Below are 18,048 nucleotides of genomic sequence, written 5' to 3'. Positions count from 1 at the left end.
CCATGATCAATCGTTTGAGCGCAACAAAATAGCAGGAGGCTGGACGAGTTCCAGCGTGATCTCGTCCGGGTCGAGGAAGTAGCAGGCGTAACCGCCCTTGTTCACCCCGGCCGTGATCTCCTCCGGCGGGTTGACGAACCGCACCCCGGCCGCCGCCAGCCGGGTGTGCTCGGCGCGGGCGTCCTCGACCGTGAGGGCCAGGTGCGCGGCGCCCGGCAGGTGGCGGGCGGGGTCGCGGGCCTCGCCCCGCGGCTGGACGTACTCGACCAGCTCCAGGTCGTGGGTGGAGACGCCGCGCGGCTGGCCGGGCACGGCGAGCTGGGCCACGCGCAGCACCGCGTCGGGGTAGCCGACGAGCCTGCGGGTGTAGTCGTTGTCCTGCTCCTGCCGGTGCACCAGCGTGAAGCCGAGCAGGTCGCGGTAGAACGCCACGGACCTGTCGAGGTCGGCGACCGTGAACGAGAAGTGCCAGACGCCCCTCATCGCAGCGCCTCCTGTCTGACCTGGACCTGCGGTTCCGACGATGGCCTCACCCGTTTGACCTGCCGCTGGCGGCCGGCGACGGTGTAGATGGCGGCGGCCACGACGACGACCGTGCCGACGATGACGCCCTGGTAGTTGGCGCCGAGGTTGAGCACGTTGAAGCCGTTGTCCAGGGTGAACAGGATGAGCGCCCCCACCACCGACTTCAGCACGCTGCCCAGGCCGCCGAAGAGCGAGGTGCCGCCGAGGATGGCCGCGGCCAGCACGGTCAGCTCGGTGCCCTGCAGGCCCGTCGGGTTGATCGCCAGGAGCTTGGCGGCGAACAGGATGCCGACGAAGCCGGAGCCGAGCCCGTTCAGCACGAACGCGCCGATCTTGTAGCGGTTGACGTTGATGCCGGACAGGCGGGCCGCCTCGGCGTTCGCGCCCACCGCGTACAGGCGGCGGCCGATCACCGTGTACCGCAGCACCGCCCAGGTGATCCCGGCGATCACGATCAGGTAGTAGGTGGGCTTGCTCAGCCGCAGCTCGAACCCGAGCACCGGGCTGAGCACGATCGCCACCACGCCCGCGGCGACGATCGCGATCCCGGCGGCGCGGGAGCGGCGCAGCAGCACGAACACGCCTGCCGCGACGGCCGCCGCGCCCAGGACGGCCAGGATGTGGGGGATCGTCCAGTAGCCGGCCTGGAGGGCGATCAGCGAGCTCTGCGCGTCCGGGTCCGAGGCGGTGATCGTGCGGCCGTCGGTGAGGATGAGCACCAGCCCGCGCACGGCCGTCATGGTGCCCAGCGTGACGATGAACGCGTTGATCCCGACGAGCTGCACGATCAGCCCGTTCACCGCCCCGCACACCAGCCCCGCGCCCAGCGCGATCGCCATCGCGAGCGGCAGGCCGAGCGGCGCCACCAGGCTGAGCACGGTGGCCGCCGAGAAGGCCGCCACCGACGCCACGGACAGGTCGAAGTTCCCGCTGATCAGCACGACCGTGGTGAACACGGCGAGGATGGCGATCAGCGACGACTGGTCGAGGATGTTGATGACGTTCGTCGCCGACAGGTAAGGCGGGCGGCCGAGCTGGGCCGTCAGCAGCGTCAGCACGGCGACGATCAGCAGGAGGGCGTAGACCACGCCCGCGTTGCCCGGCCGCAGCGCGGCGGCCAGCCGTGAGCGCGTGTCATGCGGCATGGTTCGCACCTGCCTCGCCGAAGCCGTTCGCCAGCATCAGCAACTCCTCCTCCGATGTCTCGTGCGCCGCCCGTTCGGCGACGACGCGGCCCTCGCGCACGACCAGCACCCGGGTCGCCACCGCGAGGATCTCCTCGAACTCGCTGCTCACCACGAGCACCGCGCCCCCGTCCGCGGCGAAGCGGCGGACGAGTTCGAGGATGTCGGCCTTGGCGCCGACGTCCACACCGGCGGTGGGCTCGTCGAGCATGAACACGCGGGCGCCGCCGTACAGCCACTTGCCGAACACCACCTTCTGCGCGTTCCCGCCGGACAGCTCGGCCGGCAGCGCGCCGGGGCCGGAGCAGACGATGCCGAGGTCGGCGATGGCCCGTTCGGCGCGCTCGTGCTCGGCGGGCTCGCGCGGCAGCGACCGGCCCGACGACAGGGACGGCAGGTCGGGCAGCGAGACGTTCTTCCAGATCGGGAACGTGCCCACCAGGCCCTGGGCGCCGCGGTCCTCGGGCACGAGCGCCATGCCCGCGGCCACGGCGGCGCGCGGGGTGCGGCGGACCGGGCGGCCCTTGACCAGCACCTGGCCGGTGGCGCGCGGGTCGGCGCCGTAGACGGCGTGCAGGATCTCGGAGCGGCCGGAGCCGAGCAGCCCGGCCAGCCCGATCACCTCGCCCGCCCTGGCCTCGAACGACACCTCCCGCACGCCGGACGGCGAGCCGAGCCCGCGCACCGACAGCAGCACCGGGGCGTCCTCGGGGACCGGCTCGGCGCCGCGCCGCCCGGCCTCCAGCAGGTCGCGGCCCACGATGGCCTGGACGAGGCGGTCCTCGTCGTAGTCGCCGGTGGCGCCCTCCGCCACGACCGTGCCGTCCCGCAGCACGGTGACCCGGTCGGTCAGGGAGAGCACCTCGTCCAGGAAGTGCGAGACGTACAGGAAGGCCGTGCCCTGGGCGGAGAGCCTGCGCACGACGTCGAAGACCACCTGCCGCTCGCCCTCGGCGAGCGAGGCGGTCGGCTCGTCCATCACGACCAGCTCCGCGCCGGTGGCCAGGGCCTGCAGGATCGCGACCATCTGCCGCTCGCCGATGGCCAGGCCGGCCACCTCGGCGTCGGGGTCGATGGCGTAGCCGACCCGCTCCAGCAGCCGGGCGAACTCGGCGCGGCGGGCCCGGGGCAGCCGCCAGGGGCCGGGGGCGCCGAGGAAGACGTTCTCCAGCACGGTGAGCGTGGGCGCGAGCGGCACGTGCTGCATGATCGTGGCCACGCCCGCCTTCCTGGCGGCGCCCGGGGTGCGCCAGACGACCTGCTCGCCCTTCCACCGGACGGCGCCCGAGGTCGGCGCGTGCGCGCCCGCGATCACCTTGATCATCGTGGACTTGCCCGCGCCGTTCGCGCCGACCAGGCCGTGCACGCTGCCCGCGTGCACGGTCAGGCGGGCGTCCCTGAGCGCGACGGTGCCGTTGGGGAACTCCTTGCCGATGCCCGTCAGCGACAGCAGTGGCGTCACCATTGCGGCGTGCAATCGGTGAGGTTGTCCTTGGTGATGGCCGGGGTGTCGTAGGTGACGAACGCCGCGTCCTGCTTCTTCTGCCCGGTCAGGTGCTGGTGCAGCGTGGTGAGGGCGAGCTTGCCCAGGTCCTCGGGCTTGTAGCAGACGGTGCCCGCGATCGCGCCCGACTTGACGGCGTCGATGCCCAGCTTGCTGCCGCCGATGCCGACGATCTTCGCCTTGGAGCCGGCCGCGGCGACCGCCTTGGCGCAGCCCGCCGCCATGTCGTCGGACTGGGCGTAGAAGAGCTGGGTGTCGGGGTTGGACGAGAGCATGTTCTGGCAGGCCGACTGGGCCTTGTCCTGCACCCAGTCGCCGGGCTGGCGGGCCACGACCTGGTACGTGGCGCCCTTGGCCGCCGCCGACTTCGGGAACTCCTGGTAGCGCTGGACCACCTCGGCGAAGCCGGCCTGGCCCTCGACGATCGCCATCTTGCCGCCCCCGGGGACGACGCTCGCGGCGATCTCGCCGGCCTTGCCGCCGGCCGCGTACTCGTCCTGGGTGACCAGGGCGACCAGGCCCGGGTAGACGTCCTTGAGCTGTCGCTGTTTCGGGTCGCCGACCTGCGAGGCGACGGCCACGGTGGGGATGTCGGCGGCCTTGAGCCGGTCGGCCAGGCCCTGGGCCACGCCCGAGTCGACGGGCAGGATGAGCACGCCGTCGGGCTGCTGGGCGATGAGGTCCTGGATGTCGTTGCTCTGCTTGTCGGCCTTGCCCTGGGCGTCCAGCTCGACGATCCTGACGCCGAGCCTGGCCGCCTCCTCCTTGATGCCCTTGCCGATGGCGGCGGGGAAGGGGAAGCTCAGGCCCAGGTTGGAGACACCGATGGTGTACTCCTTCTTGCCGTCGCCGGACGCGCTGGTGGATCCGCCGCAGGCCGTCGCGCCCAGCACGAGCGCGGTGGCGGCGAGGAATGCCTTCTTCATGGTTCTCCTGATGGAGTCAATCGTTTGACTGGCGGGCCTGTCAGCCCTTGACCAGTCCCCGTACATCCCCCGTGATGCGCGCGGCGTCCGGCACCAGGGACTGGGCCAGCACCGGCGCGGCCGGCATCCGCACGTCCGGCGTGCCGATCCGGATCGGCGGCGCGAGCAGGGGCACCCCCGCCCCCGCGACGCGGGCGACGACCTCCGCGCCGAAGCCCCCCGTGACGTTCGCCTCGTGGACGACCGCCAGCCTGCCCGTCCTCGCCACGCTCGCGACCACCGCGCCGGTGTCGAACGGGTTGAGCCACGGCGTCTCCAGCACCTCGGCCTCGATCCCGTCGCCGGCCAGCGCCCCCGCCGCCTCCAGCACGCGCTGCGTCATCGCGCCCCAGGTGACGATCGTGACGTCGGAGCCCTCGCGGCGGGTCCGCGCCCCGCCCATCGGCCGCACCGGGCCGCCCGTCTCGACCGGCTCCTTCCGGCCGAAGTAGAGGGTGCGGTTCTCGATCACCAGCACCGGGTCGTCGCAGTGCACGGCCGTCACCAGCAGGTCGTAGGCGTCCTGCGGCGTGCTCGGCATGCACACCCGCAAGCCGGGGACGTGCAGGAACAGCGCCTCCAGGCACTGCGAGTGCTGCGCGCACGCGCCCGGCGCGTTGCCCTGCTGGGTACGGATCGTCAGCGGCGCCGTCAACCGGCCGCCCGAGACGTAGCGCACGTTGGCCGCCTGGTTGACGATCTGGTCCAGCGCGACCAGCGAGAAGTCGGCCCACATGATCTCCACGATCGGGCGCCGGCCGAACATCGCCGCGCCCACCGCGCTGCCCAGGATGGCCGACTCGCTGATCGGGGTGTCGAAGGCGCGCTCGCCGTACTGCTTGCGCAGCCCCCGCGTCACCCCGAACACGCCGCCGGGCACGCCCACGTCCTCGCCGTAGACCAGGGTCTCCGGCAGCTCCTCCATCAGGCGGTGCAGGGCGGCGTTCACGGCCTCGCCGTAGGTCATCTCAGGCATACAGGTGCTCCATCGCTGTGGCGGGGTCGGCCAGGGGCGCCTGCCGCGCGGCCTCGGCGGCGGCGTCCATCTCAGTGCGCGCCCGGCGCTCCACCGCGTCGATCTCCCGCTCCGGCACGCCGTCGGCCAGCAGGCCCGCGCGCAGCCGGGCGATCGGCTCCCTGCGCCTGATCCGCTCCAGCTCGCCGGGCTGCCGGTAGGTCTCGGCGTCGCCGATGTAGTGGCCGACCAGCCGCTCGGTCATGCACTCCAGCAGCGTCGGGCCGCCGCCCTCGCGGGCCACCTCCAGCGCGTCGCGCACGTGGAAACGCACCGCCTCGGCGTCGTTGCCGTCGATCCGGTGCCCCGGCATGCCGTACGCGGCGGCGCGATCGGCCAGTCGCGGGCTGCGCACCATGTCGGCGATCGGCGTCAGCTCGGAGTACCGGTTGTTCTCGCACACGAACACGACCGGCAGGCTGAACGCGGCGGCGAAGTTCATCGCCTCGTGCACCGCGCCCTGGTTCATCGCGCCGTCGCCGAACACGCTCACCGCGACCCGGTTCGAGCCGTCGTGCCGGCCCGCCAGCGCCGCGCCGCAAGCGATGGGCGCGCCCGCGCCGACGATCGAGTTCTCGCCGTGGAAGCCGTACTCGGCGGCGGTGAAGTACGCCGACCCGCCGCGCCCGCCGTTGACCCCGCTCGCCCGGCCCATCAGCTCGGCGAACAGCGGCTCCGCCGGAACGCCCCTGGCCAGCGCCCACCCGTGGCCCCGGTAGGTCGCGAACAGCGCGTCCTCCGGCTCCAGCACGTCGCACGCCCCGACCGGGATCGCCTCCTGCCCGACGCACAGGTGCACCGAGCCGACGATCGGCCCCCCAGCCGGATCGCCTGTCCGCAGGTCACGCACCTTCTCCTCGAACGCGCGGATCCGCCACATGGCCAGCAGGTCCGCCAGCCGTCTCTCACTCATGCCCACTCCTTGCCTGCTCGTCTCTCCACGCGTCGAGTGCCGCGGCGCAGACGGCCCCGGCGTCGCCGACGTAGGACTCGGGCGCGATGGGCAGCGGGCCCAGGCTCTCCAGCTCGCCGGCCCCCGCCACCTCCAGCAGCGCGTCGGCCAGCGCCCGCCCGCGCTCGCGCGCCTCGTGCGCCGCCTTGTAGACCAGGTCGTGCGCCCGCTCCCGCCCCAGCGCCGGGGCCAGCCGCATCATGTACGCCTCCGCCATGATCAGGCCGCCCTCCGCGTCCAGGTTGGCGCGCATGGCCTCCGGGTAGACCCGCAGGCCGGCCGCGACATCGGCGGCCGTGGCCAGCGCGCCCGCGGCCAGCTCGGCCAGCAGCGGCACGACGTACCACTCCACCTGCCACTCGCCGGCCGCCCGCTCGTGCCCGGCCTCCATCGCGCGGAACAGGCCCGAGCTGAGCGCGCCCGCCGTGCCGGACATGCCGATCACGGCCTCGCAGCCGATCGGGTTGGCCTTCTGCGGCATCGTCGAGGAGGCGCCGCGGTGGTGGCCGCCCGCCTCGCGCACCTCGCCCACCTCGGTCCTGGACAGGTCCACGACCTCGCGGGCGAAGCGGGCCGCGGTCGCCGCCAGCGACGCGCACGTCACCCCGAACTCCGCCACGCCGTCCCTGGCCACGTGCCATGGGACCTCGGTCGTGCGCAGGCCCAGCGCCCGCGCCAGCGCCGCCCGTACGGCCGAGGAGCGCTCGCCCATGGCGGCCGAGGTGCCGCCCGCGCCGAACAGCGACACCACCCGCACCTGCCGCGCGGTGGCGCTCACCCGCTCGCGCTGCCGCGTCACCTCCGCCAGCAGCACCGCCATCTTCGCCCCGAACGTCGTCGGCACCGCCTGCTGCGCGTGCGTACGGGCGGCGATGACCGTGCCCGCGTGCTCGGCCACCAGCCCGGCCACCGCGTCGCCGAACGCGCCGAGCAGCTCGGCCAGCCGGTCGAGCGCCTCGCCGAGCTGCAGGGCCAGGCCGGTGTCCATGATGTCCTGCGTGGTCGCGCCGTAGTGCACCCGGCCGTTCGGGCCCTCGGGCAGGGCCGCCGAGATCATCCGCACCAGGGGGAGGATCGGGTAGCCCACGTTCACCGCCTCCGACCACAGGCGCGGCAGGTCGATGTTGGCGGGCACGCACGCCGCGGCGATGGCCGCGGCGTCGCCGGGCTCGATCACGCCCGCCTCCGCCTGGGCCCTGGCCAGCGCCTCCTCGGTACGCAGCCACGCCAGCACCGTGCGCTCTGCGGAGAAGATCTCGGCCATCACGGCGTCGCCGAACAGCTCGGGCAGCAGCTTGAACGTCTGCCTGTTCAAGGTCAGTTCATCTCCAGTCCGCCGTCGACGTTCAGCGCCTGGCCCGTCACGAACGACGCCAGGTCGCTGGCCAGGAACAACACCGCCGAGGCGACCTCCTCGGGCCGCCCGGGGCGCTTGAGCGGCGAGCGCTCGCTGACCTCCTTGAGGTAGCCCGCGCCCGCGTCGGGGCCGAAGCGGCGGTCGCGGTCGCTGATGATGTCGTCCCACATGGCGGTGAGGAAGACGCCGGGGCAGACCGCGTTCACCCGCACGGGTGCCAGCGCCTCGGCCGCCGACTTCGTCAGCGACAGCAGCGCCGTCTTGGTGGCCGAGTAGTGGGCGGCGTTGGGCCGGCCCGAGCGGGCGGCCACCGAGGCCAGCGTCACGATCGAGCCCCCGCCCTGCTCGACCATGCGCCGCCCGACGGCCTGGGTGAGCCAGAACGCGGCGTTGAGGTTGACGTCCACGATCCGCAGCCACTCCTCGGGCTCGATGTCGAGCAGGGGGGTGGTGCGCATGATCCCGGCGCAGTTCACCAGCACGTCGATCCGGTCCAGCCCGTCCACCAGGGCCCTGGCCTGGGCCCGGTCGGTGAGGTCGGCTCCCCGCTTCGCCACGCCCAGCCCGGCCGCCGCCTCGTCGAGCCGCGGCCCCTCCAGGTCGGAGAGCACGACATCCGCTCCGGCGCCGGCCAGCGCGCGGGCGCAGGCGAGACCGAGACCTCCCGCACCGCCCGTGACGAGCGCGGTGCGGCCCGTCAGGTCGATCGTGACCGCCATCCTCGATGGCCTCCCTCATGCGTTGGTCAAACGATTGACCTGACGATAGCAAGCGGCTCACAAACCGAACAAGAGGGAGGTCAATCGTTTTTATTCGGAAATTTCCCCGCCCCTCACGGGGTCCAGCCCAGCTCCGCGTAGAAGGCCGCACGGGCCCGCTCGAACGCCGCCCGGCCGAGGACGGCGCCCCTGTGCGGGCCCTCGGTGATCGGCTCGTCGTGCAGGCGCGCGGGCAGCGCCTCGTCGAGCCGCCCGCCGCTCTCGCGCACCGCGTAGGCACGCAGCTCGTCCAGGCGCGCCTGCCCGGCCGCCAGCAGGTCCTCCAGGGTGAACTCCGCACCCAGGACGGCCGTGACCAGGGCGGTCAGGTGGTCGACGGTCAGCGGGCGGGTCGGGGTGGAGGCGAAGACGCACAGGTTCAGCGCGTCCAGGCCGCTCCACAGCCGCAGCAGCCGCGCGCTGCGCCGGCCCCGCTCCTCGTCCAGCTCGTGCGCGGGAGCGGGGAGCGCGCCGACGCGGGCGGCCTCCGGGAAGCTGTAGGCCAGCCCGGCGACCGGGTCGAAGTCGAGGTCGTGCTCCAGGGCGTCGTAACGCGGGCCGCCGGGGGCCAGCGCGTAGCCGAGGCCGATGCCGGGCTGCGGGCGCGGGTCGAAGCAGGGCAGCTCCGCGCCCTTCACCGTCATCGCGTACGCCTGCGCGCCCCGCCCCACGTGCCGCGCCGCCCTGGCCGAGCCCTCGGCCAGCAGGCCGCCGAGCGCGCCCGACCGGGCGGCCACGTCCTCGATCAGGCCCGGCAGCGCCGCCGCGTCGCCGAACGCCGGCCCGCCGGGGAGCAGGCCGCGCTCGGCGCACTCCATCGCGAACGCGATCGTGCCGCCCAGCGAGACCACGTCGAGGCCGAGGTCGTTGCAGCGGGCGTTGGCGGCCAGGATCGTGCCGAGGTCGTCGATGCCGAGATTCCAGCCGAGCGACAGGAACGCCTCCTGCCCGAGCCCGCCGGACCGCTCCCCGTACACCTTGAGGCAGTCGTTCGGGCAGCCGGGACAGGAGCCCGCGGCCGAGAGCGCGCGGCCGTCGTAGTCGCGCGCCGAGGGCACCCGAAGGCCGGGCGGCCCCGGGACGGAGAAGTTGCGGACCGAGGCGTAACCCGGGTCGAGCGGGTCGCCGGCCCAGCCCGCGAAGCCCGGCAGGCCCGCCTGGAGCGCGGCCAGCGGGTTCGTGGCCAGGGACTCGCGGTAGTAGGCGGTCAGGGCGGCGATCGCCTCCGGGTCGGCGACCTCGGCGGGCGCGTCCCCCGCGCAGACGACGGCCTTGAGGTTCTTGGCGCCGAAGACCGCGCCGAGCCCGTACCGGCCGGCGGGGAAGGCGTGGTCGGTCACCACGCTCGCGTACCGCACCAGGTTCTCCCCGGCGGGCCCGATCGCCGCGACGTGGGCCCCCGCCCCGTGCCGGGCGCGCAGCGCGTCGGTCGTGGCGGCGGTGCCGAGCCCGCGCAGGTCGCCGGCGTCGTGCAGGCTCACCTCCCCGCCCGCCACCAGCAGGTACGACAGCCGCGGCGCCCGCCCCACCACGGCCAGCGCCCTGGCCCCCGCCCCCCGCATCCCCGCCGCGAACGGTCCCAGCGCGTGCGCCTCCCCAGCCACCCCCGTCAGCGGCGACTTGGCCAGGAACACCGCCTTGGCCAGCCCGGGAGCCGCCGTCCCGCCCAGCATCCCGGCCGCCACGTACAGCAGCGCACCAGGATCGTACGGATCCAGCCCCGCCGCCGTCCGCTCCCGCATCAGCCGCAGCCCCAGGATGGACCCGCCGTAGTGCCCCTTCTCCGGAGACCGATACTCCTTCTCCACGTTCCCGCTGGTCAAATCCACAATGAACGGCATGACAGAGCCTCCTAGAGCCGGACAGGGAACCAGGAGCGGCACCACATCACACATCACCCATGGCATGCAACCCTCCCGGCTTCCTGCGCCGGACAGCGCCGAACCCGCCGCGTGCACCAGGAGGCGGCCCGGCCCTGCGTGGCGACGTCGAGCCGCAGAACCTCGTGCTGTGACCTGGGCGGCGCGCCGGAACTGTGCGACTTCGTCATCACCCGGCCCCCGGCACCCGGCCTGACGCGCTGCACCGGCACCCGCGCGCATCGGCACTCGCCGAGCGAGGTGAATGTGGCCGGCGGTTTCTCAACCGGCTGCCTCTGGCGTGAACCCCGCACGACGAATCCGGCCCGGGTGGCATTCCCTGGGCCCGCGCGTCTCGGCGCGACGGCGGGTGTGGACCGGGCCGGACCCTCGCAGCGCGAGGAGCTCGTAAAACGCCGGACATTCTCGGAAATTTCGACCGAGCATCGCATATGTCCGTGATATTTCGGGACGATAGATCTGACTTTTAATTCTTGTCAACATAAGTCAGCCGATTTTCGAAGTAAGGTGGATGCATGCCAACCTACGGCCAGCACGCGGCGGGGGCGGGGGCACTGTTGGCGATCCTCCGGGACGGGCGGGCCAGGACGAGAGGCGAGCTGGCCCGGCTCACCGGCCTGTCCAGATCCACCGTCTCGCAGCGGCTGGACGGGCTGATCGGCTCCCGCTGGGTCGTCGAGGGCGAGGGCTCGATCTCCTCCGGAGGCCGGCCGGCGGCGGTGTTCACCTTCAACGGCGGCGCGCGGGTCGTGCTCGCCGCCGACGTGGGCGCCACCCGGGCCCGCCTGGCCGTCCTCGACCTCGGCCTGAACGTGCTGGCCGAGCAGGTCGCCGGATTCCCCGTCGAGCTCGGCCCCGAGGCGGTGCTCGGAGGGGTGGCCGACGCGTTCTGCGAGCTGCTGGCCGCGGCCGGGCGCGGCCCTGAGCAGGTGTGCGGCGTCGGGCTGGGGCTGCCGGGCCCGGTCGAGCACCGCACGGGACGGCCGGTGAACCCGCCGATCATGCCGGGCTGGGACGGGTTCGCGGTCCCCGAGTGGCTCGGGGAGCGGCTGGGAGCGCCCGTCCTGGTCGACAACGACGTCAACGTCATGGCGCTCGGCGAGCACTGGGCCGCCGGCCCCGCCGTGGACCACCTGATCTACATCAAGATCGGCACCGGCATCGGCTGCGGCATCATCTCCGGCGGCAGGCTGCACCGCGGCGCGCGGGGCGCCGCCGGGGACGTCGGCCACATCCGGGTGCCCGCCTCGGACGCGCCGTGCCGGTGCGGCAACACCGGCTGCCTGGAGGCGATCGCGGGCGGCGCCTCGATGGCCGCCGCGCTGCGCGGCGCCGGGGTCGAGGCGCGCGGCAGCAGGGACGTGGTCGCGCTCATGCGCGCCGGCGACCCGCGGGCCACCCGCCTGGTCAGGCAGGCAGGGCGCGAGGTGGGCGCGGTGATGGCCGCCATCGTGAACTTCTTCAACCCGTCCGTCATCCTGATCGGCGGCGACGTCGCCGCGGCCGGCGAGCAGGTCCTGGCGGGCGTGCGGGAGGCGATCTACAGCCGGTCGTTGCCGCTGGCCACGCAGCACCTCGGCATCAAGGCGGGCGAGCTGGGCGACCGGGCCGGGGTCGTCGGCGCCGCCGTCATGGTCGTCGAGCACGTGCTCGCGCCCGGCAGCATCGACCGGATCGCCGGAAGCTGAGCGCCGGGTACGAGCACCATTGACCCTTTCACGACGGCGGCGTAACAATGGTGATCGTCCGGGAACCGGGGCGGTGGCATGCCGCGGGGACCGGGCACGGATCCGCTGCGACGTGGTCGGCGCACGCGTCCCTCAAGGAAGGGAACCCTCGCGTGAGCCCTCGCCATGCCCTGCCTGACGACGCCTTACCCGACCACGTGCACGAGGAGCGGGAGCGCGCCGAGACGCTCCGCCACCGGCTGGGGCTGAGCCGCCGCCGACTCTTCGCCGCCACCACCGGTCTGGCCGCCGCCGCCGCGATCCCCCTCGCCCAGCCCGCCGGGGCCGGCACGCGCCGGGTGCTCATCCCGCCGGGCAAGCGCGGCATCATCCTCTACACCGTCCGCGACGCGATCACCCGGGACCCGGCCTCCACCACCTCGCCGTCGGGCTTCCGCCGCGTCCTGGAGGCGCTGTCGGCCATCGGGTTCCGGCAGGTCGAGTTCGCCGGCTACCGGCAGCACGCGAACGCCGAGGGCGGCGCGAGCCTGGACACCGTCGAGGGCGCCCGGCTGCTGCGCGGCTGGCTGGACGGCAACGGGCTGCGTGCCCAGGGCAATCACGGGTTCATCCCCGGCTCCTGGCCGCTGACGACCGCCGACCTCGACCGGTTCAAGCAGGCACTGGAGATCGCGAACATCCTCGGCCTGGAGCACATGGGCACCGGCGCCGACCCGACCGGCAGCGCGTACAAGGCCGACTGGGACGTGGCGGCGGAGAAGTGGAACGCGCTCGGCGCGATCGCCCGCAGCGCCGGGATCAAGCTGTACACGCACAACCACGACGCGGCCTACGCGTTCCTGCTCGACAGCGGCCCGCCCGACGAGCAGGGCCGGCCGACGCGCTCGTCCGGCATCCGCAAGCTCGAGTACTTCTTCAGGATCAGCGACCCCAGGCTCGTGCACTTCGAGATGGACATCTACTGGGCGCACGTCGCGCAGTACAAGCACCGCACCTACACCGCGCCCGACGGCTCCACGCAGACGGACGTCTTCGACCCGCTGCGCACCGTCAGGGCCCAGGAGAAGCGCTTCCCGCTCTTCCACGCCAAGGACGGCGCGTCGAACCCGGCCGTCCCCAACGGTTACGACATGGTGCCGTTCGGCACCGGCGACATCGACTACCGCCGCTTCTTCTCCCGCCTGCGCAACCACGGCTTCCACAACCCGATGTACGAGCAGGACAACGCCCCCGGCGCCGACCCCGCGCAGTCCCTGCAGCTCGCCGAGCTCAGCTACCGCAACATGGCCGCCCTGCGCGGCTGACGCGGACCAGAAACGGAACCGGACCGCCACGAAGCACCCTGCCGTTGGCCCGGCAGACGTGGCGGCCCGGCATCCGGCACTCCTCGTCCTAGGAGCAGCATCACCATGCAGCGTACCCTCGCGGTGCTCGGCGGCCTCGTGCTGGCCGGCGCCTGCCTGTCCTTACCCGCCCGGGCACACGACCCGGCCACCACGTGGTCCAGCTACGAGAAGATCACCCTGACCAAGAACGTCGGCGAGCCGATCGACCTGGCCGTCCTGCCCGACCGGCGGGTGCTGCACACCGCCCGCAACGGCGACATCCGGCTGACCGACCCCGCCACCGGCGTCACCAAGGTCATCAACACCGTCCCGGTCTACGCCAACTCCGAGGACGGGCTGCAGACCATCGCCCTCGACCCGGACTTCGACCAGAACAGGTGGGTCTACGTCTACTACGCGCCGAAGACGATGACGGCGCCCTACCCGCCGAGCACCCCGGCCGGATCCGCGCCGAACACGCTGCCCGCCGGGGCCGACGAGACGTACTGGAACCAGTGGAAGGGCTACAACCAGCTCTCCCGCTTCACGTGGACGGGCAGCGCGCTGGACCTGTCCACCGAGCAGGTCATCATCAAGGTCGAGGCGCAGCGCGGCCAGTGCTGCCACGTCGCCGGCGACGTCGACTGGGACGCCGACGGCAACCTCTACCTCGCCACCGGCGACAACACCCCCGCCGGCACGCCGGGCGCCAACGGGATGGCGCCCAACAACGACGCGCCCGGCATGAACCCGGGCCTCGACGCCCGGCGCGGCGCGGGCAACAGCAACGACCTGCGCGGCAAGATCCTGCGGATCAGGGTGGCCGCGGACGGCACGTACACGATCCCCGAGGGCAACCTGTTCGCGCCCGGCACGGAAGGGGCCAGGCCGGAGATCTTCGTGACCGGCGTGCGCAACCCGTTCAGGATGGACGTGGACGCCGAGACCGGCACCCTGTCCTGGGCCGACTACGGCCCCGACGCCGGCACCGGCGACCCCGCCAGGGGGCCCATGGGGTACGTCGAGTGGAACATCACCCCGCTCACCAAGCCGATGAACAGCGGCTGGCCGTACTGCACGGGCGACAACTTCAACTACAACGACTGGGACTTCGAGACCGCCCGGCCGGGCCCGTGGTTCGACTGCGCGGCCGGCCCCCGCAACACCTCCCGCTGGAACACCGGCCTGGCGCAGCTCCCGCCCGCCGTGCCCGCCGACCTGTACTACGGCGACAACAACACCCACCAGCCGGCCGCGTGGGCCGGGCTCACCGACTTCGACCCGCAGGGCGGCCAGGGCCCGATGGGCGGGCCGATCTACCACTACGACCCCGGCAACCCGGCGCCGGGCAAGCTGCCCGAGCACTGGGACGGCAAGGCGTTCTTCGCCGAGTTCTCCCAGGACTACCTGGCGGCCTTCACCTTCACCGGCGCGGACGGGCCGGTCACCGCGATCGAGCACTTCCTGCCCAACAGCGCGCTGCGCACGGCCGCGCAGCCCGTCACCGACAGCCCGATGGACATCGAGTTCGGCCCCGACGGCTCCCTGTACGTGCTGGAGTACGGCGACGGCTTCTTCCGCGCCAACCCGGACGCCGGCCTCTACCGCATCGACTACACCCCCGCCAACAAGACCCCGCAGGCCAGGATCGCCGCGGACAGGACCTCCAGCAGCGCCGCGCCGCTCACCGTCGCCTTCGACGCCACCGCCTCCAGCGACACCGAGCCGGGCACGCTGACCTACGAATGGGACTTCGACGGCGACGGCGACTTCGACGCCACCGGCGTCACCGCCACCCACACCTACACCGAGCTGGGCCAGTACGCGGCCCGGCTGCGCGTCACCGACTCCGGCGGCCGGTCCGGGCTCACCTCCGTCGAGGTCACCGTGGGCAACACCGCGCCCGTGGTGACCGTCAAGACGCCGCCGGACGGCGGGTTCTTCGACTGGGGGAACGCGCTGCCGTACCGGATCGGGGTGTCCGACGCCGAGGACGGCGACAACCCGGTGTGCTCGCGGGTCCAGTGGACGTTCGGCCTGGGGCACGACACGCACGCGCACCCGGAGACGCTCGGCACGGGTTGCGCCGGCGCCTGGCCCACCCCGGCCAGCGCGCCCGAGCACGGCGAGACCGAGAACATCTACGGCGTGGTCGTCGTCAGCTACCGCGACAACGGCGCCGGCTCCATCCCCGGCGCGCTGGGCGAGGCCGCGCTCACCCTCAACCCCAAGCTGGCGCAGGCCGAGCACGCCGACGAGAGCAGCGGCGTCACCAAGACCCCCGACGACACGGCGTCGGCCAAGGCCAAGGTCACCTCGTTCGACCCCGGCGACTGGATCGCCTACGACCCGGTGCACTTCGCCGGCATCACCGGCGTCCAGACCAGGGCGTCGGGCGCGGGCACGCTGTCGCTGCGGTGGAACTCGCCGACGGCCGAGCCGTTCGCCGGCGTGACCGTTCCCGAGGGCGACGGCTGGCAGACGGTCACCACGCGGCTCGACGACCTGCCGGAGGGAACCGGCCGGCTGTACGTCACCTCCTCCGGCGGCGTGGACCTGGACGCGTTCACCTTCCAGGGCGGCGGCGTGGCCGACACCACCCCGCCGGCCGTCACCGCCACGCTCACCCCGGCCCAGCCGGACGGCGCGAACGGCTGGCACACCGGCAACGTCACGCTCGCCGTCACCGCCACCGACAACGGCACCGTCGCCTCGCGCCAGTACTCCCTGGACGGCACCACCTGGTCCAACGCCAACAACCCCGTCACGCTCAGCGCCGAGGGCGCCAGGGAGGTCCGCTACCGGGCCACCGACAACGGCGGCAACGTCTCCCCGGCCGGCACCCTCACCGTGAAGATCGACAAGTCGGACCCGACGCTGACGGTCACCGGCGTGGAACCCGGGGCGTACGGCGACTCGGCCACCGTCACGCCCGTCCTGACCGGCGCCGACGCGGTGTCCGGCGTGGCCGGGGTGACGGCGGAGCTGGACGGCGAGGCGGTGGCGTCCGGGAAGCCGGTGGCGCTGTGGGCGCTGCCGCTCGGCGAGCACCGGCTCACGGGCACCGTCACGGACCAGGCGGGCAGGACCGCCACGGCCTCCGTGACGTTCGAGACGACCACCTCGTACGCCGACGTGCGGGCGCTCGTCTCGCGCTTCCGGCAGACCGGGGCGATCACCTGGAAGGCCGCCGCGGACCTGCATGACCAGCTCGCGCAGGCGGAGCGGCACGAGAAGAGGGGCAAGCGGGCGCTGGCCGTCGCGGCGCTCGAACGGTTCGTGAGGGTCGCGGAGAAGCGCGGCAACGTGCGGGACGCGGCGGCCGGATCGGCCCTGGTCCGCGACGCCAAGGCCCTGATCGAACGGCTCCGCCCCGCCTGACCCCGTCCTGGCGGTCTCACCTCCGACGGCGAGACCGCCAGTCACGGCACCGCTCTGATCGCCGGCCCCCAAAAGCGGATATTTCACGATCTTCCGGGCAGTGGGTCCGGCGATGTCCACCCTCGACCTCGTCCTGGCCCTCGGCGGCGCCGCCGCGCTGCTCGCCGCGATCCTCCCCGAGTTCCTCGCCCGCCGCGCCCTGTCCCTGCCCCTGGTCTACCTGCTGGCAGGCGTGCTCCTGTTCACCCTGCCCATCGGCCTGCCCGACCCCGACCCGATCGCCCACCGCGCGGCGCTGGAGCACATCACCGAGCTGTGCGTCGTCATCTCCCTCATGGGCGCGGGCCTGGCGATCAACCGCCGCACCGGGCCGCGCGGCTGGTCCACCACCTGGCGGCTGCTCGCCCTGGGCATGCCGCTCACCGTGGCCGGCGTGGCCGCCGCGGCCCTCGCCCTGCCGGGCTGGCCGATCGCCGCCGCGCTGCTGCTCGGGGCCGTGCTCGCGCCCACCGACCCGGTGCTCGCCTCGGACGTGCACGTGGGCGAGCCCGTGGACGCCCAGAACGCCGACGACGAGGTCCGCTTCGCCCTGACCTCGGAGGCGGGCCTCAACGACGGGCTGGCCTTCCCGATCGTGTACGCCGCCATCGCCGTGGCCGCCGGCTCGGTGGCGTGGGGGGAGTGGGCGCTGGTGGACGTGCTCTACCGGACCGCGGCGGGCGCCGTCCTGGGGCTGCTGATCGGCCGCCTGCTCGGCCGGCTGTTCTTCCGCGCCAGGTCCGACGGCCTGCGCCTGTCGGAGCGCCGTGACGGCTTCGTCGCGCTGGCCTGCACGTTCCTCGCGTACGGGGTGACGGAGCTGGCCCACGGCTACGGGTTCGTCGCGGTGTTCGTCACCGCGTGCGCCATCAGGAGCGCCGAGCACGGTCACGGCTACAACAACGTGCTGCACGGCTTCGTGGAGCAGATCGAGCGGCTGCTCACGGCCTGGCTGCTGCTCCTGCTCGGCGGCTTCGTCGCCACCGGCGGCCTGGCGGCGCTCACCTGGCGCGGCGCCGCCGTCGGCCTCCTGCTGCTGCTCGTCATCCGGCCGCTGGCCGGCTGGCTGGTTCAGTGGCGCGGCCGGGCGGGGCCGAGGGAACGGCTGGCGATCTCGTTCTTCGGCATCCGGGGGATCGGGTCGCTGTTCTACCTGGCGTACGCGCTGGGGGAGGCCGACTTCGGCGTGCCGGCGCAGGAGCTGTGGGCGGTCACCGGCTTCACGGTCCTGGCCTCGGTGGTGCTGCACGGCGTGACCGCCACCCCGGCCATGAACCACGTGGACGCGCTCCGCGGCCGGATGACGCCCCGGCGTTGACGAACATCCCCGCCACCGCCGCGAGCAGCGGGATCGCGGCGGCCAGCAGTCCGATCAGCGCCCATGGCGTGTCGAACGGCACCCGCGGCAGCGCATCCCAGCCGATCGACGCGGTGAACACGGAAGGAGGCTACGCGCGCCACTGAAGAGATCAAGG

14 protein-coding genes are annotated in these 18,048 nt (G+C 73.3%); 5 read left to right on the top strand and 9 right to left on the bottom strand.

All coding sequences use genetic code 11. The features are described from left to right. Positions 1-6: 6 nt before the first annotated feature. From AB0I79_RS29370 to AB0I79_RS29330, 9 genes are all read right to left on the bottom strand, one after another. Positions 7-483, bottom strand: a complete 477-nt coding sequence (locus AB0I79_RS29370) for a VOC family protein (protein ID WP_357879319.1) — start codon at positions 481-483, stop codon at positions 7-9. Beyond that, positions 480-1,670, bottom strand: a complete 1,191-nt coding sequence (locus tag AB0I79_RS29365; RefSeq protein ID WP_357879316.1) for an ABC transporter permease — start codon at positions 1,668-1,670, stop codon at positions 480-482. The genes AB0I79_RS29370 and AB0I79_RS29365 overlap by 4 nt, the downstream gene beginning before the upstream one ends. Beyond that, complete coding sequence (locus AB0I79_RS29360) at positions 1,660-3,186, bottom strand: sugar ABC transporter ATP-binding protein (RefSeq protein WP_357879313.1); 1,527 nt, start codon at positions 3,184-3,186, stop codon at positions 1,660-1,662. Before AB0I79_RS29360 ends, AB0I79_RS29365 begins: the two co-directional genes overlap by 11 nt. Then, complete coding sequence (locus AB0I79_RS29355; protein ID WP_357879310.1) at positions 3,168-4,139, bottom strand: sugar ABC transporter substrate-binding protein; 972 nt, start codon at positions 4,137-4,139, stop codon at positions 3,168-3,170. Before AB0I79_RS29355 ends, AB0I79_RS29360 begins: the two co-directional genes overlap by 19 nt. A gap of 40 nt (positions 4,140-4,179) precedes the next feature. Continuing rightward, positions 4,180-5,154: a transketolase C-terminal domain-containing protein gene (locus AB0I79_RS29350; RefSeq protein WP_357879307.1), complete on the bottom strand. Its 975-nt coding sequence runs from the start codon at positions 5,152-5,154 to the stop codon at positions 4,180-4,182. Continuing rightward, positions 5,147-6,106 carry a thiamine pyrophosphate-dependent dehydrogenase E1 component subunit alpha gene (locus AB0I79_RS29345; RefSeq protein WP_357879304.1) on the bottom strand — a complete coding sequence of 320 codons (960 nt, stop codon included), beginning with the start codon at positions 6,104-6,106 and terminating at the stop codon, positions 5,147-5,149. The genes AB0I79_RS29350 and AB0I79_RS29345 overlap by 8 nt, the downstream gene beginning before the upstream one ends. Further along, the gene (locus AB0I79_RS29340) at positions 6,099-7,460 is read right to left on the bottom strand and encodes a lyase family protein (RefSeq protein ID WP_357879301.1); all 1,362 of its coding nucleotides are present in this window, start codon (positions 7,458-7,460) and stop codon (positions 6,099-6,101) included. Before AB0I79_RS29340 ends, AB0I79_RS29345 begins: the two co-directional genes overlap by 8 nt. A 2-nt stretch (positions 7,461-7,462) precedes the next feature. Continuing rightward, positions 7,463-8,221 (bottom strand): SDR family NAD(P)-dependent oxidoreductase, encoded by a 759-nt coding sequence (locus AB0I79_RS29335; RefSeq protein WP_357879298.1) that lies wholly within the window; start codon positions 8,219-8,221, stop codon positions 7,463-7,465. A 113-nt stretch (positions 8,222-8,334) separates the two neighbouring features. Next, on the bottom strand, positions 8,335-10,101 hold the full coding sequence (locus tag AB0I79_RS29330; RefSeq protein ID WP_357879295.1) for an aldehyde ferredoxin oxidoreductase C-terminal domain-containing protein: 1,767 nt from the start codon (positions 10,099-10,101) through the stop codon (positions 8,335-8,337). A gap of 554 nt (positions 10,102-10,655) precedes the next feature. On the opposite strand from AB0I79_RS29330, the gene AB0I79_RS29325 reads away from it, so the two are divergent. The 5 genes from AB0I79_RS29325 to AB0I79_RS29305 all read left to right on the top strand — a co-directional run bounded on the left by AB0I79_RS29325 (position 10,656) and on the right by AB0I79_RS29305 (position 18,037). Beyond that, complete coding sequence (locus AB0I79_RS29325; protein WP_357879292.1) at positions 10,656-11,828, top strand: ROK family transcriptional regulator; 1,173 nt, start codon at positions 10,656-10,658, stop codon at positions 11,826-11,828. Positions 11,829-11,980: 152 nt separating this feature from the next. Continuing rightward, on the top strand, positions 11,981-13,132 hold the full coding sequence (locus AB0I79_RS29320) for a TIM barrel protein (protein WP_357879289.1): 1,152 nt from the start codon (positions 11,981-11,983) through the stop codon (positions 13,130-13,132). Positions 13,133-13,237: 105 nt separating this feature from the next. After that, the gene (locus AB0I79_RS29315; RefSeq protein WP_357879286.1) at positions 13,238-16,534 is read left to right on the top strand and encodes a PQQ-dependent sugar dehydrogenase; all 3,297 of its coding nucleotides are present in this window, start codon (positions 13,238-13,240) and stop codon (positions 16,532-16,534) included. Between the two features lie 112 nt (positions 16,535-16,646). Next, the gene (locus tag AB0I79_RS29310; RefSeq protein WP_357879283.1) at positions 16,647-17,891 is read left to right on the top strand and encodes a cation:proton antiporter; all 1,245 of its coding nucleotides are present in this window, start codon (positions 16,647-16,649) and stop codon (positions 17,889-17,891) included. Beyond that, entirely contained in the window at positions 17,888-18,037 is a 150-nt protein-coding gene (locus AB0I79_RS29305) for a hypothetical protein (protein ID WP_357879279.1), read from the top strand. The genes AB0I79_RS29310 and AB0I79_RS29305 overlap by 4 nt, the downstream gene beginning before the upstream one ends. Positions 18,038-18,048 lie beyond the last annotated feature (11 nt).

Origin of the sequence: Nonomuraea sp. NPDC050202 (assembly GCF_040656115.1) — a bacterium.
In the GTDB taxonomy this organism is placed as follows: domain Bacteria; phylum Actinomycetota; class Actinomycetes; order Streptosporangiales; family Streptosporangiaceae; genus Nonomuraea.
Note: the sequence above shows the minus strand (reverse complement) of the source record. Positions and strands in the feature narration are given on the sequence as shown.